The organism is Tenebrionibacter intestinalis (genome assembly GCF_016632365.1).
In the GTDB taxonomy this organism is placed as follows: Bacteria; Pseudomonadota; Gammaproteobacteria; order Enterobacterales; family Enterobacteriaceae; genus Tenebrionibacter; species Tenebrionibacter intestinalis.
Genome location: NZ_JAEPBH010000013.1, coordinates 75931 through 90727, shown reverse-complemented (window position 1 = coordinate 90727; position 14797 = coordinate 75931). Strand labels below are relative to the sequence as shown.

The 14797-nt window shown below is 52.5% G+C and carries 14 protein-coding genes and 2 tRNA genes; 10 read left to right on the top strand and 6 right to left on the bottom strand.

From position 1 onward, the window contains the following. The first annotated feature begins 78 nt into the window (after positions 1-78). Together JJB97_RS06755 and JJB97_RS06750 are read left to right on the top strand one after the other, a co-directional pair. A tRNA-Asp gene (locus JJB97_RS06755) sits at positions 79-155 on the top strand. 8 nt (positions 156-163) lie between these two features. Beyond that, positions 164-239: transfer RNA gene (locus tag JJB97_RS06750), tRNA-Trp, on the top strand. A gap of 89 nt (positions 240-328) precedes the next feature. On the opposite strand, the gene hdfR is transcribed toward JJB97_RS06750, so the two are convergent. Further along, positions 329-1150 (bottom strand): HTH-type transcriptional regulator HdfR, encoded by an 822-nt coding sequence (hdfR, locus tag JJB97_RS06745; protein WP_238713264.1) that lies wholly within the window; start codon positions 1148-1150, stop codon positions 329-331. A 119-nt stretch (positions 1151-1269) separates the two neighbouring features. On the opposite strand from hdfR, the gene JJB97_RS06740 reads away from it, so the two are divergent. Further along, positions 1270-1608 carry a DUF413 domain-containing protein gene (locus tag JJB97_RS06740; protein WP_238713263.1) on the top strand — a complete coding sequence of 113 codons (339 nt, stop codon included), beginning with the start codon at positions 1270-1272 and terminating at the stop codon, positions 1606-1608. Between the two features lie 31 nt (positions 1609-1639). Here JJB97_RS06740 and JJB97_RS06735 read toward each other — a convergent pair whose 3' ends face one another. Then, positions 1640-3160: a YifB family Mg chelatase-like AAA ATPase gene (locus tag JJB97_RS06735; RefSeq protein ID WP_238713262.1), complete on the bottom strand. Its 1521-nt coding sequence runs from the start codon at positions 3158-3160 to the stop codon at positions 1640-1642. A gap of 352 nt (positions 3161-3512) precedes the next feature. Here JJB97_RS06735 and ilvL point away from each other — a divergent pair, with 352 nt between their 5' ends. From ilvL to ilvA, 6 genes are all read left to right on the top strand, one after another. Continuing rightward, positions 3513-3611, top strand: coding sequence for an ilv operon leader peptide (ilvL, locus tag JJB97_RS06730; protein WP_238713261.1), 99 nt, complete (start codon positions 3513-3515; stop codon positions 3609-3611). A gap of 141 nt (positions 3612-3752) precedes the next feature. Next, a complete protein-coding gene (ilvG, locus tag JJB97_RS06725) occupies positions 3753-5399 on the top strand; it encodes an acetolactate synthase 2 catalytic subunit (RefSeq protein ID WP_238713260.1) in 1647 nt (548 codons plus the stop codon). Continuing rightward, positions 5396-5653: an acetolactate synthase 2 small subunit gene (ilvM, locus tag JJB97_RS06720; protein WP_238713259.1), complete on the top strand. Its 258-nt coding sequence runs from the start codon at positions 5396-5398 to the stop codon at positions 5651-5653. Before ilvG ends, ilvM begins: the two co-directional genes overlap by 4 nt. Before the next feature lie 22 nt (positions 5654-5675). Next, positions 5676-6605, top strand: a complete 930-nt coding sequence (ilvE, locus tag JJB97_RS06715; RefSeq protein WP_238713258.1) for a branched-chain-amino-acid transaminase — start codon at positions 5676-5678, stop codon at positions 6603-6605. 136 nt (positions 6606-6741) lie between these two features. Then, entirely contained in the window at positions 6742-8592 is a 1851-nt protein-coding gene (ilvD, locus tag JJB97_RS06710; RefSeq protein ID WP_238713257.1) for a dihydroxy-acid dehydratase, read from the top strand. A 2-nt stretch (positions 8593-8594) separates the two neighbouring features. Then, a complete protein-coding gene (gene ilvA, locus JJB97_RS06705; protein ID WP_238713256.1) occupies positions 8595-10139 on the top strand; it encodes a threonine ammonia-lyase, biosynthetic in 1545 nt (514 codons plus the stop codon). On the opposite strand, the gene ilvY is transcribed toward ilvA, so the two are convergent. After that, on the bottom strand, positions 10136-11029 hold the full coding sequence (gene ilvY / locus JJB97_RS06700) for an HTH-type transcriptional activator IlvY (RefSeq protein WP_238713255.1): 894 nt from the start codon (positions 11027-11029) through the stop codon (positions 10136-10138). The two genes, ilvA and ilvY, sit on opposite strands and share 4 nt — an antisense overlap. Before the next feature lie 151 nt (positions 11030-11180). Between ilvY and ilvC the strand changes: the two genes are divergently transcribed. Further along, positions 11181-12656, top strand: coding sequence for a ketol-acid reductoisomerase (ilvC, locus tag JJB97_RS06695; RefSeq protein WP_238713254.1), 1476 nt, complete (start codon positions 11181-11183; stop codon positions 12654-12656). Positions 12657-12768: 112 nt separating this feature from the next. Here the strand turns inward: ilvC and JJB97_RS06690 are convergent, their stop codons facing one another. From JJB97_RS06690 to JJB97_RS06680, 3 genes are read right to left on the bottom strand one after another with little or no spacing between them, the layout of a single operon-like run. Next, a complete protein-coding gene (locus JJB97_RS06690) occupies positions 12769-13629 on the bottom strand; it encodes a YsnF/AvaK domain-containing protein (RefSeq protein ID WP_238713253.1) in 861 nt (286 codons plus the stop codon). 6 nt (positions 13630-13635) lie between these two features. Continuing rightward, positions 13636-14049 carry a YsnF/AvaK domain-containing protein gene (locus tag JJB97_RS06685; RefSeq protein WP_238713252.1) on the bottom strand — a complete coding sequence of 138 codons (414 nt, stop codon included), beginning with the start codon at positions 14047-14049 and terminating at the stop codon, positions 13636-13638. 4 nt (positions 14050-14053) lie between these two features. Next, positions 14054-14680 carry an OmpA family protein gene (locus JJB97_RS06680; protein ID WP_238713251.1) on the bottom strand — a complete coding sequence of 209 codons (627 nt, stop codon included), beginning with the start codon at positions 14678-14680 and terminating at the stop codon, positions 14054-14056. Positions 14681-14797: the final 117 nt, after the last annotated feature.

Below are 14797 nucleotides of genomic sequence, written 5' to 3'. Positions count from 1 at the left end.
AACTGCCAGGCATCAAATTGAAAGACTGCGCATGAAGCAGTCAAACGGGGCAACCCGAAAGATGTAAAAAAATTCGGTGGAGCGGTAGTTCAGTTGGTTAGAATACCTGCCTGTCACGCAGGGGGTCGCGGGTTCGAGTCCCGTCCGTTCCGCCACCCTAATTAGGGGCGTAGTTCAATTGGTAGAGCACCGGTCTCCAAAACCGGGTGTTGGGGGTTCGAGTCCCTCCGCCCCTGCCAGAAAATAATCCTTAGCATCCGCTAGGGATTTTTTTTGCCTGACTCAATTGTTCCTCACGCTACAGGCCTCCCCTGTATTGCTCATTTCCTCATTCCACAAGCGGCGTTTTGATAATCGCTTTTACCTGGTTTAGCTTATCGCTGTTTTGCAACCATATCGCATAAAGCGGGCGTGTTATCTCCAGGCTATCGTTTACTTTAGCCAAATGGGTATGCTTTTCTGCCCAATGGGTTGGTAGCCATGTACAGCCTTCAAGCGCAGGCAATAGCCGGGCGGCTATCTCAACGGAACTGGTTGTTAGCGCGGGCACATCGTCGGCGGACAGTAACCCTGTTTCGTATTGTTGAAAATCCTGGCCCCATTCCAGGCGTAGATAGGTAAGTTCACTCATTGAACGCGCTGGCGCAATGCAATACAGCGCAAGATTAAACTGCCCAATAATTTGACTGCCCAGTTCATCCATCTTAGGCGCTTCAGTTGTGATAAGCAGATCCAACCGTCGTTCGTGTAATTGCTTTACCAGCGACTGGCGTTGGGCAATGCGTGCCTCGAACTGCATTCCCTTGTGGTCATAATAAAGGCGCCTGAGCCAGGCGGAGAGCATGCACTCCCATACTGAGGCGCTGGCGCCAATGGAAAATTCGTTATGTCGAAACGCCTGTGAAACATCCTTTCTTGCGGTTAGCCACGTGCTCATGAGCGTTTCAGCATAAGGCAGCAGGCGTTCGCCCGCAGATGTAAGGCGGATATTATTTCGATGACGGGTGAAAAGATTTACGCCGAGCTGATTTTCTAACTGCCTTATACGAAAGCTAACGGCAGATTGAGTGAGATACAGCGCCTCGGCTGCACGCCCAAAATGACGCGTTTTGCTAACTTCCAGAAAGGTTTTTAGCAATTCTGTATCCACAACTTTTCCCCCAAAAAAATTTGTCGTATTGATTTAAATGTTTTGTTTTACACTCTGTCAAGCGTAACTAATACTCCGCGCCATAAATAGCTCGACCAAGAGAATCAGGAGCGTATAGGATGGCGGAAAGCTTTACGACGACTAATCGATTTTTCGACAATAAACATTATCCGCGTGGGTTCTCTCGTCATGGTGATTTCACCATCAAAGAGGCTCAGTTGCTTGAGCGTCACGGTTTTGCTTTTAATGAGCTCGATCTCGGTAAGCGTGACCCATCCACGGCAGAAGAGAAACAGTTCGTTGAAGTCTGCCGGGGACAACGCGATCCGGTGACGGAAGCAGAACGCGTCTGGAGTAAGTATATGGCGCGAATTAAACGCCCGCGTCGCTTTCATACTTTATCCGGCGGTAAGCCGCAGATGGATACGGTAGAAGAGTATACCGATAGCGATGATTAAAAAATATGGGGGGCCTTTTTGGCCCCCTTCTTTATCCCAACAGCCCTCTTAAGTAAATCAACAGCCGGTCGATAGCGCGATAGCTGAGCGCTTCCTGTAAATGATGGCGCTGGATCGTTTCAAGCTCTTCTAAATCTGCAATTGTTCTGGCAACTTTCAGCAGGCGTTGCCAGGCGCGTACAGAAAGCCCCAGATGTGTTAAAGACTGTTCCAGCCACCCGGCATCGTTTTTATCAAGAAAACAAAATCGCTGTATGCTGCGGTTATCGAGCCGGGCATTTAACCCGCCCTGACGGCGGTATTGCCGTTTATGCGCAGCTTCTACGCGCGCTCTGACTACTGCGCTGGTTTCGCCACGGGTTGGTTGTTGACTAAGCGTGCCGGGAGGTAATAGCGGAATTTCAAGCGACATATCGAACCTGTCAAGAAAAGGCCCGGAAAGCCGCGAAAGATAGCGTAGATTCTGCTCAGGACTGCTACGGTTGTGATTACCCTCATAATGTCCCGTAGGGCTGGGGTTCATAGCGGCGATAAGCTGGAAGCGCGCGGGATAGCTAATTTTCGCCCGCGTGCGTGAAATAAGTATCTCACCAGACTCGATAGGCTCTCTGAGCGCATCCAGCACGCGTTTTTCAAACTCCGGTAGTTCATCCAGAAATAGCACGCCGTTATGAGCCAGAGAGATTTCACCGGGCGTAGGGATTGTTCCTCCGCCAACCATTGCCGCCAGCGAGGCGCTGTGATGTGGGGAGCGAAATGGCCGTTGCCGCCACTGCCGCTTTACGTGTCGGGGGTTCACGAGACTCAGTATTGCGGCGCTTTCGAGCGCTTCTTCATCAGTAAGCTGCGGCAGCAAGCCGCCGAGTCGTACCGCAAGCATGGTTTTGCCTGTACCGGGCGGGCCAAGTAATAAAAGGTTGTGGCCGCCTGCGGCAGCGATCTCCAGCGCGCGCTTGCCCTGAGATTGCCCGATAACGTCTGACAGATCGTCGCGTATAACAGGTGGTAACGCGGGGGGCGTTGGGGCAGTGGGTAACGCTGCTCTGCCTTCAAGAAAAGCGCATACTTCTGTAAGTTGACGGGCGATAAAGCAACCTTCCTGTCGGATAAGGCTGACTTCTTCAGCGTTTTCAGTAGCGACAATAACCTGCCGCTTTGCTTTCAGCGCAGCCAGCGCTGATGATATCGCGCCAGGTACGCCTCTCAGCGCGCCCGTGAGAGCCAGTTCGCCAATGTATTCATAATGCGCCAGTTTATCTGCTGAAAGTTGCTCAGAGGCCGCCAGCAGCGCCAGAGCGATAGGTAAATCATATCTGCCGCCTTCCTTTGGAAGATCGGCAGGCGCAAGGTTAATTGTGATTTTCCGTGCCGGATAGGTGTATCCACTATTAATAATAGCGCTGCGTACCCGATCTCTGGCCTCTTTTACGGTTGTTTCCGGCAAACCGACTATTGTCAGCCCGGGCAAACCCTGGCTGATATGTACCTCCACCGTAATTAATGGCGCGTTGACCCCGAGTGCTGCGCGCGTATGTACAATTGCCAGTGCCATTTCACCTCCCTGCGACTTGACCACAATGACATTCATTCGCCTCGTCAGAAAGAGCAGAAAATAATTTCAGGAAGCGGCATTCCCGATTTTTTGTGAGTATTGTTCCTTTTTCATGACTTTTTCGACGTTGTTCGCAGAGAATCGTTAAATTTGAAAATTATCTCGCTTAGGCTCGTTCCTGGTTTAAGTGTGAAAGTTCCTGGTTTTATATTATCCAATTGAAAATTAAAGCAATTAAATCCCTTTTACTATCCAGCCAGGGAAGTTTAATTAAAAAAAACTTGTCTTTGCTTTACTCACTGTGATAACTCTGTAGTCATTACTTCGAACGAGACGAAAGCACGAATTTCAAATGAAAGCCCTTCTACTAGTGATTAGCCTGGTTGTGATTAGCGTGGTGGTGATTATTAATCCACCGTGTGGGGCTGCGCTAAGGAGAGGAAAGGCTTAAAAATCAAGTCTGAATCGGAAAAAACCCCCGCACCGAAAGGTCCGGGGGTTTTTTGTTAGGCCGCGTACATTGAATCAAGGAGCAGAATATGTATTGCAGAACAAAATGCTGTTTTTGCCCGGCTGAGGCAGGAGAATAACTATGACAGGAGCACAGTGGGTAGTACATGCGTTGCGAGCGCAGGGTATTGAAAAAGTTTTTGGTTATCCTGGCGGAGCGATAATGCCGGTCTACGATGCGTTGTATGACGGCGGTGTGGAACATCTACTGTGCCGTCATGAGCAGGGCGCAGCGATGGCAGCCATTGGGTTTGCTCGCGCGACCGGCAAAACGGGCGTATGTATCGCAACATCCGGGCCAGGCGCCACCAACCTTATTACCGGGCTTGCTGACGCCTTTTTGGATTCCATCCCCATCGTGGCTATCACAGGTCAGGTTGCGGCGCCGTTTATCGGTACAGATGCTTTTCAGGAGGTAGACGTTCTGGGCCTTTCTCTGGCCTGCACCAAGCATAGCTTTTTGGTCGAATCGCTTAACGAGCTGCCGCGCATCATGGCTGAAGCATTTGAAATTGCGCAATCAGGTCGCCCCGGGCCGGTATTGGTCGATATCCCCAAAGATATACAGTTGATGGAAGGCGACCCCGAACCTTTCCTGAGCGCCGTTACGGAAGATGAACCGCTGCCTCTGGCGCACATTCAGCAGGCGCGCGATATGCTGGCCCATGCGCATCGTCCGGTGCTGTATATTGGCGGTGGAGTAGGGATGGCGCAGGCGGTTACGGCATTGCGCGAGTTTATACGCGTTACGCAAATACCCGCCACCTGTACGTTGAAAGGGCTGGGCGCTGCGGATTCAGAGGACGCGGGCTATCTCGGCATGCTTGGCATGCACGGTAACAAAGCGGCGAATCTGGCAGTTCAGCAGTGCGATCTGCTTATTGCTATTGGCGCGCGCTTTGACGATCGCGTTACGGGCAAACTCGATACGTTTGCGCCTGGCGCAAATGTTATTCATATGGACGTCGATCCGGCGGAGATGAGCAAGTTGCGCAAGGCTAATGTCAGCTTGTGCGGGGATCTGAAGGCCATTTTGCCCGCCTTGCAGCAACCGCTGGAAATTGGCGCCTGGCGCAAGCAGATTGCGCATATGCGCGAAGAGGGCGGCTGGCGTTACGATCATCCCGGCGACGCCATATTTGCGCCACTGCTGCTTAAACAGCTATCTGAGCGTAAACCTGCTAATAGCATAGTAACGACGGATGTCGGCCAGCATCAGATGTGGGCTGCGCAACACATGGCTTTTAGCCGACCAGAAAACTTCATCACCTCCAGCGGTCTCGGTACGATGGGGTTTGGCCTGCCCGCAGCCGTAGGAGCCCAGGTGGCGCGCCCTGATGATATGGTTATCTGCATTACCGGCGACGGTTCGTTTATGATGAATATTCAGGAACTGGGCACCGTTAAACGAAAACAATTGCCGTTGAAAATTGTGCTGCTCGATAACCAGCGTTTAGGGATGGTTCGTCAGTGGCAGCAGTTGTTTTTTAATGAACGCTACAGTGAAACCAATCTTTCCGATAACCCCGATTTTCTTACTCTGGTCAGCGCCTTTGGCATTCCCGGCCAGCGTATAACCCGTAAGGACCAGGTGGAAGCGGCATTAGAGACCTTGCTCAACAGCAAAGGGCCATACCTGCTGCATGTCTCCATTGATGAGCTTGAAAACGTCTGGCCTCTGGTGCCGCCTGGCGCCAGCAATTCTCAAATGCTGGAGAAAGTATCATGATGCAACATCAACTTGCCGTGCAGGCGCGTATGCGCCCGGAAACGCTGGAACGCGTTTTACGCGTGGTTCGCCACCGCGGTTTTCAGATTTGTTCTGTGAATATGGAAGCCACGCCCGGCACTGATGATATTAATATCGAAATGACCGTTGCCAGCCCCCGCCCGGTCGAATTACTGTTTAGTCAGTTAAGCAAACTGGTGGATGTCGCTCATGTCGAAGTCCAGCAACTTACATCGCAACAAATCCGCGCCTGAGAGCGCAACAGGAAGATAAAGAATGACGACTAAAAAAGCCGATTACATTTGGTTTAATGGTGACATGATTGCGTGGGAAGAAGCCAAAGTTCACGTTATGTCGCACGCGCTGCATTATGGCACGTCTGTGTTTGAAGGGATTCGTTGCTATGACTCTCATCAAGGCCCGGTGGTGTTCCGCCATCGTGAACACATGCAGCGCCTGCATGATTCAGCCAAAATTTATCGCTTCCCGGTTTCCCGGAGCGTTGAAGAGTTAATGGAAGCGTGCCGTGCGGTGCTGCGCAAGAATAACCTGACCAGCGCGTATATTCGCCCGCTGGTTTTCGTAGGCGATGTCGGCATGGGCGTTAACCCGCCAGCGGGCTATCAGACCGACGTTATTATCGCCGCTTTCCCGTGGGGCGCTTATTTGGGCGCGGAAGCGTTGGATGAGGGGATTGATGCAATGGTCTCTTCCTGGAATCGCGCCGCGCCAAATACTATTCCGACGGCTGCCAAAGCAGGGGGAAATTATCTTTCTTCGCTGCTGGTAGGCAGCGAAGCGCGTCGCCACGGCTATCAGGAAGGTATTGCGCTGGATGTAAACGGCTACCTGTCAGAAGGCGCAGGCGAAAACCTGTTTGAGGTAAAAGATGGCGTGCTGTTTACACCGCCTTTTACGTCTTCAGCGCTGCCTGGTATTACACGGGACGCCATTATTACGCTTGCGAAAGACCTGGGGATTGACGTGCGCGAACAGGTGCTTTCGCGTGAGTCGCTTTATCTGGCCGATGAAGTGTTCATGTCTGGTACGGCGGCAGAAATTACGCCGGTGCGCAGCGTTGATGGAATTCAGGTTGGCGCAGGCCGCTGCGGCCCGGTAACCAAACGTATTCAGCAGGCGTTTTTTGGCCTGTTTACCGGCGAAACCCAGGATAAATGGGGCTGGCTGGATCCAGTAAATAAATAATAAATACCTCTCCGGCAACATACGGGGCGCAGGAAAAAGGCAAATACTTTATAGCCTGTGCGGTTAATAACGCCGACTAAGCGCGCCTGCGGCCCTGAGTATACCGGTAAAACAGACAGACGGGAGTAAACAGAGCATGCCTAAGTACCGTTCCGCCACGACCACGCACGGTCGTAATATGGCGGGTGCCCGCGCGCTGTGGCGCGCAACCGGAATGACCGACGCCGATTTCGGTAAACCAATCATTGCAGTCGTCAACTCTTTTACCCAGTTTGTACCGGGCCATGTACACCTGCGTGAGCTGGGCAAACTGGTTGCTGAGCAGATTGAGGCCGCGGGCGGGGTCGCGAAAGAGTTCAATACCATTGCCGTGGACGATGGTATTGCGATGGGCCACGGGGGCATGCTTTATTCTCTGCCGTCGCGTGAGCTGATTGCTGATTCGGTCGAATATATGGTGAATGCCCACTGTGCCGACGCTATGGTGTGTATTTCCAACTGCGACAAAATTACCCCAGGGATGCTGATGGCCTCGCTGCGTCTCAATATTCCGGTGATTTTTGTATCCGGCGGCCCGATGGAAGCCGGCAAAACTAAACTGTCTGACCAGTTAATTAAACTGGATCTGGTGGATGCCATGATTCAGGGGGCTAATCCGCACGTCAGCGATGAGCAAAGCGACCAGGTAGAACGCTCCGCCTGCCCAACCTGCGGGTCCTGCTCCGGGATGTTTACTGCGAATTCCATGAATTGCCTGACTGAAGCGCTGGGCCTTTCGCAGCCGGGCAACGGCTCGCTGCTGGCGACCCATGCGGATCGTAAAGTGCTGTTTATGAACGCGGGCAAACGTATTGTTGAACTCACTAAGCGTTGGTATGAGCAGGATGACGCCAGCGCGCTACCGCGCAGCATTGCCAGCAAAGCAGCATTTGAAAACGCTATGACGCTGGATATTGCGATGGGCGGTTCGACTAATACTGTGCTGCACCTGCTGGCTGCGGCGCAGGAGGCGGAAATCGATTTCACGATGAACGATATTGACCGCCTGTCCCGTAAAGTGCCGCAGCTATGTAAAGTCGCGCCCAGTACGCAGAAGTATCATATGGAGGATGTTCACCGCGCCGGCGGCGTGATGGGTATTCTTGGCGAACTTGATCGCGCAGGGTTGCTCAATCGCGATGTGAAAAATGTGCTTGGCCTGACGCTGGCGCAAACGCTTTCACAGTATGACATTATGCTTACCGACGACGCTGGCGTGAAGCGCATGTATTCGGCCGGGCCAGCCGGTATTCGCACCACAGAGGCGTTTTCACAGGCGTGTCGCTGGGATACGCTGGATACCGATCGCGCAGACGGCTGCATACGCTCGCAGGCGCACGCCTATAGCCAGGACGGCGGGCTTGCCGTTCTGTATGGCAACGTTGCTGAAAACGGCTGCATTGTGAAGACCGCAGGCGTTGACGACAGCATCCTTAAATTTCGTGGCCCGGCAAAAGTCTATGAAAGCCAGGATGAGGCGGTAGACGCTATTCTTGGCGGAAAAGTGGTGGCAGGCGACGTGGTGGTGATTCGTTATGAAGGGCCAAAAGGCGGGCCGGGAATGCAGGAGATGCTCTATCCGACCACGTTCCTTAAATCTATGGGGCTGGGTAAAACCTGCGCGCTTATTACCGACGGGCGTTTTTCCGGCGGCACTTCTGGTTTATCGATTGGACATGTATCCCCGGAGGCGGCTAATGGCGGGAGCATTGGCCTGATTGAAGACGGCGATATGATTTCTATTGATATTCCGAACCGCGGCATTCAGCTTGACGTGAGTGACCGCGAACTGGCGGCACGCCGTGAAGCGCAGGATGCGCGCGGCGCGCAGGCCTGGACGCCGCGCAACCGTCAGCGCGACGTTTCTTTTGCGCTGCGCGCTTATGCAAGCCTTGCAACCAGCGCTGATAAGGGCGCGGTGCGCGATAAATCGAAACTGGGAGGATGACAATGAGCGTGCCACAGCCTCTTTCATCCGCGCCGGATGGAGCGGAATACCTCCGGGCGGTGCTGCGTTCGCCTGTTTATGAAGTCGCACAGGTGACGCCGCTGGAACGCATGGATAAACTTTCCACGCGGCTGGATAATGTTGTGCTGGTAAAGCGTGAAGACCGCCAGCCTGTGCATAGCTTTAAGCTACGCGGCGCGTATGCCATGTTAGCCGGGCTGTCGGCGGAGCAAAAGGCGCGTGGGGTCGTTACGGCGTCGGCAGGTAATCATGCGCAAGGCGTGGCGCTTTCTGCAAGTCGCCTGGGCGTAAACGCCCTGATTGTGATGCCGGTCAGTACCGCAGATATCAAAGTTGATGCCGTTCGCGGCTTTGGCGGCGAAGTTTTGCTCTACGGCGCCAATTTTGATGAGGCAAAGGCGCGTGCCGTCGAGCTTTCCGGACAACAAGGGTATACCTACGTGCCGCCGTTCGACCACCCGGCAGTGATTGCCGGCCAGGGCACGCTGGCGCTTGAGCTGCTTCAGCAGGATGCGCATATTGACCGTATTTTTGTCCCGGTCGGCGGCGGCGGGCTGGCGGCGGGCGTTGCGGTATTGATTAAGCAGCTTATGCCGCAGATCAAAGTCATAGCCGTAGAATCTGAGGATTCAGCTTGCCTGCGGGCGGCGCTGGAGGCGGGCGAGCCGGTCGATCTGCCGCGCGTTGGGCTGTTTGCCGAAGGTGTCGCGGTAAAGCGCATTGGCGACGAGTGTTTCCGTCTGTGTCGCGCCTGGATTGATGATGTCGTCACCGTTGACAGCGACGCCATCTGTGCGGCCATGAAAGACATCTTTGAAGATGTCCGTGCGGTAGCGGAACCTTCCGGCGCGCTGGCGCTGGCGGGTATGAAGAAATACGTACAGCAGCACAACATTCGCGGCGAGCGTCTGGCGCACGTATTGTCCGGGGCGAACGTTAATTTCCACGGGCTGCGCTATGTTTCTGAGCGCTGTGAACTGGGCGAACAGCGTGAGGCGTTGCTGGCTGTTACCATTCCTGAAGTAAAAGGCAGCTTCCTGACGTTTTGTCAGTTGCTTGGCGGGCGTTCGGTCACCGAATTCAACTATCGCTTTGCAGATGCGAAATCGGCCTGTATTTTCGTGGGCGTGCGGCTAAGCCGCGGCCCGCAAGAGCGCCAGGAGATTATTCATTTGCTCAGTGAGGGCGGCTACAGCGTAGTGGATCTGTCAGATGACGAGATGGCCAAACTACACGTGCGCTATATGGTCGGCGGACGTCCATCGCAGCCGCTGCGCGAGCGGCTGTTTAGCTTTGAATTTCCTGAATCTCCCGGCGCGTTGCTGAAATTTCTGCAAACGCTGGGGGCGTACTGGAATATCACGCTGTTTCATTACCGTAGCCACGGCACCGACTACGGGCGCGTGCTGGCGGCGTTTGAGCTTGATGAGCATGAACCCGGCTTTGAAACGCGTTTGCACGAGCTGGGTTATGACTGTCATGAAGAAACCAGCAACCCGGCATTTCGCTTCTTCCTGGCCGGTTAGCGCTGGCCGGGCAGTAGTTTCCAGAATGCCTCAATAAGCGGCTCATGCAGCCGCTTTTTTTGTGCGCAGACGCCAAGCTCGAACGGCGCTTTTTCATCACTGCGATCAAGAATTGTCACGCGGTTTCTTACCGGCTCCGGGCTGTTTTCCAGTACGACTTCAGGAATGAGCGCAACGCCGCAGCCGAGCGCGACCATTGATACCATTGCTTCATGGCCGCCGACGGTGGCGTAAATAAACGGATTTGTAATGCGCTGATGTCGAAACCACCGTTCTATACGCCGTCGTACCGGCCCCTGATCCGGAAGGATAAACGGAATGTTTTGCCAGTCTGGTAAGAGTTGGTTTACCTGGCTACGCACAGGGCAGGGAAGCGCAGGCGCTATCATAACAACCGACAGATTATCCAACATCGAGAATGCGACCGCGGCAGGTAGGGTTTCCGGCTTGCCTGCAATAGCAATATCCGCTTCGCCGGAGAGCGTTTTTTCGACGGCGTCGGCGGCGTCGCCGGTAGTAAGCTTAATTTCGACAGACGGGTGCTCGACGCGAAATCGATCAAGAATCGGCGGCAAATGGCTATAGGCTGCGGTAACGGAGCAAAAGAGATGAAGCTCGCCGGAAAGTGACGGGCCACGCTGGTCAATGGCGTGGCGTAGTTGCTGGTACTGTAGCAATGTCTGCTGAGCGAACAGGCGTAACTCCTCTCCGGCCTCGGTTAGCACTACCGTGCGATTATCACGAATAAACAACGGCTGCCCTAAATCTTCTTCCAGGCGTTGAATCTGTCGCGACAGGGTTGAGGGGCTGACATGCATGGCGCGTGCGCTGCGCCCGAAGTGGCGACTCTCGGCCAGGTGCAGAAACATCTTCAGGTCGCGTATATCCACGGTATTGTGCTCCGTTTTTACGTTGCGTGATCTGCAACACGATATTGTTAATATATCAATTTGCGCAACAGGTTTCCTGTCATATAGTGGATGTAATCAGGCAGCCGGGCGCTGCATATTAACGAACGCATCACGCACGACGGAGTATTACATGGCTAACTATTTCAATACATTGAATCTGCGTCAGCAACTGGCGCAATTGGGTAAATGTCGCTTTATGGCGCGTGACGAATTTGCCGACGGCGCAAGCTACCTGAAAGGTAAAAAAGTCGTTATTGTCGGTTGTGGCGCTCAGGGGTTGAACCAGGGGTTAAACATGCGTGACTCTGGTCTGGACGTGTCTTATGCGCTGCGTGCGCAAGCGATTTCTGAAAAGCGCGCTTCCTGGCGCAAAGCAACGGAAAACGGTTTTAAAGTCGGCACTTATGAAGAGCTGATTCCTCAGGCTGACCTGGTCGTTAACCTGACGCCAGATAAACAGCACTCTGACGTGGTACGCGCCGTACAGCCGATGATGAAGGATGGCGCCGCGCTTGGTTATTCTCACGGTTTCAATATTGTTGAAGTCGGCGAGCAAATTCGTAAAGACATTACCGTTGTGATGGTGGCGCCAAAATGCCCGGGTACGGAAGTGCGTGAAGAATACAAGCGTGGTTTCGGTGTCCCGACGCTTATCGCCGTACATCCGGAAAACGATCCGAAAGGCGAAGGGATGGCTATTGCAAAAGCCTGGGCTGCGGCCACCGGCGGCCATCGCGCAGGCGTTCTGGAGTCCTCATTTGTCGCAGAAGTGAAATCCGACCTGATGGGAGAGCAGACTATCCTGTGCGGCATGCTACAGGCAGGTTCTCTGCTGTGCTTTGACAAGCTGGTGGCGGATGGCGACGATCCGGCATACGCTGAAAAACTGATTCAGTTTGGCTGGGAAACGATAACCGAAGCGCTGAAGCAGGGCGGCATTACGCTGATGATGGACAGGCTATCTAATCCGGCAAAATTGCGCGCTTATGCGCTATCCGAGCAGCTTAAAGAAATCATGGCGCCGCTGTTCCAGAAGCATATGGATGATATCATTTCCGGTGAATTCTCTGCGGGCATGATGGCCGACTGGGCCAATGATGATAAGAAACTGCTGACCTGGCGTGAGGAAACCGGTAAAACTGCGTTTGAAACCGCGCCGCAAAGTGATGTCAAAATCAGTGAGCAGGAGTACTTCGACAAGGGCGTGCTGATGATTGCAATGGTAAAAGCGGGTGTGGAGCTGGCATTCGAAACGATGGTCGATTCCGGCATTATCGAAGAATCAGCTTACTATGAATCACTGCACGAGCTGCCGCTGATTGCTAATACTATCGCACGTAAACGCCTGTATGAAATGAACGTGGTTATCTCTGATACCGCAGAATATGGTAACTACCTTTTCTCTTATGCCTGCGTGCCTTTGCTCAAAGCGTTTATGGCGCAACTGCAGCCGGGCGATTTGGGTAAGGCGATGGCTGAAGGCGCCGTGGATAACGCGCAACTGCGCGATGTGAACGAAGCTATCCGCAGCCACGCTATTGAACAGGTCGGTAAAAAATTACGCGGCTATATGACGGATATGAAGCGTATTGCTGTAGCAGGCTGAACCGCTGCTGGCGGCGATATTCATCCGCTTGCGCGATAAGCAGTAAAACAAAACGGGCACTGATACTCTCAGTGCCTGTTCTTTTGCGGCAATCGGGCACAACAGCAAACCGCTAGGGTTTAGGCAGATCGTTTTTTTTCTCTTTTGTATCGTTGCGCTCGATATCGACATGCTGCTGGCGAACCGTATCCGTAACTTTTTCCTCGCGATCGGTATTCGCTTTTTTCACTGCAACCTCTTCAGTGATATGGACTGACTTACTGACAACCGGTTTTTCGGCCATTTCATCAATCACAATCTCCTTATCGCTCCAGTCGACATCTTTGTCCGTAACCGGTTTGTTAACCGCCTGGCGCAATATTTCTGCATGCTGTTCGCGCAGATTAATTGTTCGGGAGACATTTTCTTCAGTAACATAGCGCCTGATGCGGGTCGTTCCTTCTTTTACCAGTCTTTTACCAATTTCCAGCTCTTCTTTGGCCAGACGTAGAATTTCATCTTTTGTTTCATTACCCGTAAGCCAGGGGCGATCCGTTTTCGCTACGCCGGACGTGGTATCGACTTTTTTATCACCGCTTGTCAGCGTATCGCGTTTTTCAGTCGGCGCAAGTGCGGTATCGCCTGCCGGCGGCGTCTGCTGAAGCTGGCGCTGTGATACATCCACTACCTGGTGGCGATTCAGAATGGCGAGTGCGGTTGCCTGCTCGTCTTCGTCTTTAACTTTCATCGACAGGACTGCGCCATTAGTGCGTACGGCATCGCTATAGATAGCCGCGTATTCATCATCTACATCATTTCCGAATAGCCTTTTCCAGATACTGACATCTTTGTTGTTTGCCTCATAATCTTTGATATGCTGGCTTTCGATAATACTCATATCATCTTCATTAAACCCGGCTTTGAGCAGATTACGTTCGGCCGCTTTGGCGTGTTCAAGCGTGTCGAATAAAGTTACAATTTTTTCGCTGGACATACTACCTCACTTTTTTTCACGGGTTACGGAAATAACCTGCTGTTTAACTTCAACCAGTTGCTCAAAAGGATGTACAGTTTTCTTTTTCGTGATTCTTATCTCTTCTTTGAGATAAACTCGCTTAACGATCTGGGTATGCTCTTCATATACAGGAATAACGATGACATCATCGTTTTCTGTGTGCTGAGGTATACTGTCAACATATTTTCCTATCGGGACGACTTCTATAATTGCGTCCTGATGTGAGATATTTTCAGAAACGGTTACCTGTTGGCGAAGCGTGTTGCGTTTGACTATCACCTTGCCGTGGCATACCGTTTCTTTATCAATCTGTACTTTTTCGTTATAAACAGGGATACGCTGAACCTGTGGCGTATTATCCTCATTATCCGTGGGATGCGGACGTTCATTGTCCGTCATGGAGTTAGCCCCCGGCGTTATTAGACAGCATTTTAATAGCTACGCGGCGGTTCATTTCACGCCCTTGTTCCGTTGCATTGCTGGCGACCGGTTTTGCATCCCCCTGGCCATCAATACTCAGACGCGTATCTTTTACGTTGTGCTGAACAAGCCAGCTTTTTACCGCACCAGCGCGCTCGGCCGATAGTTTATTATTCAACTCCTGCGGGCCTGTGGCGTCTGCAAAACCGCGGATTAGCGCCCTGCTGTCAGGATATTGGTTAAGGATATCGGCAATTTTTTGCAGTTGATCGGCATTATTCACAGACGGCGTTGCGCTACCGGAATTAAAACTCAGGCTATCGAGAATAAGCCACTGGCTGTCACGGCTTCTGTCGCCATTGAACCAGGCATTTAACGCGTCTATGGGGTTGCCTGTATTGACATCAGATGCTACAGGCTGAGTAGCGGCCTGGTCAGCGTTGTTAATGGCGGACGTCTCGCTTCGATCTCGCGGGTAAGCCCACAGGAAAATTAAAAGAGCGGCCACTAATAAAAGTAACCACAGTAACCATTTAGGCCGGTTGGGCTTAATGATTTTTTGATCGATAACAGGGTCGACAGATTTCTTTACGGGTTTATCCTGCTGCATAATTTCGTCCCCACAAAATAGATTTTTCTTTCCTGGCATTACTGCTGTTTAATTTTTTAAAGTCTAGTAGTGAATAACGCTATTTCAAGAGGATTATCGCACCTGTATTTATAACGA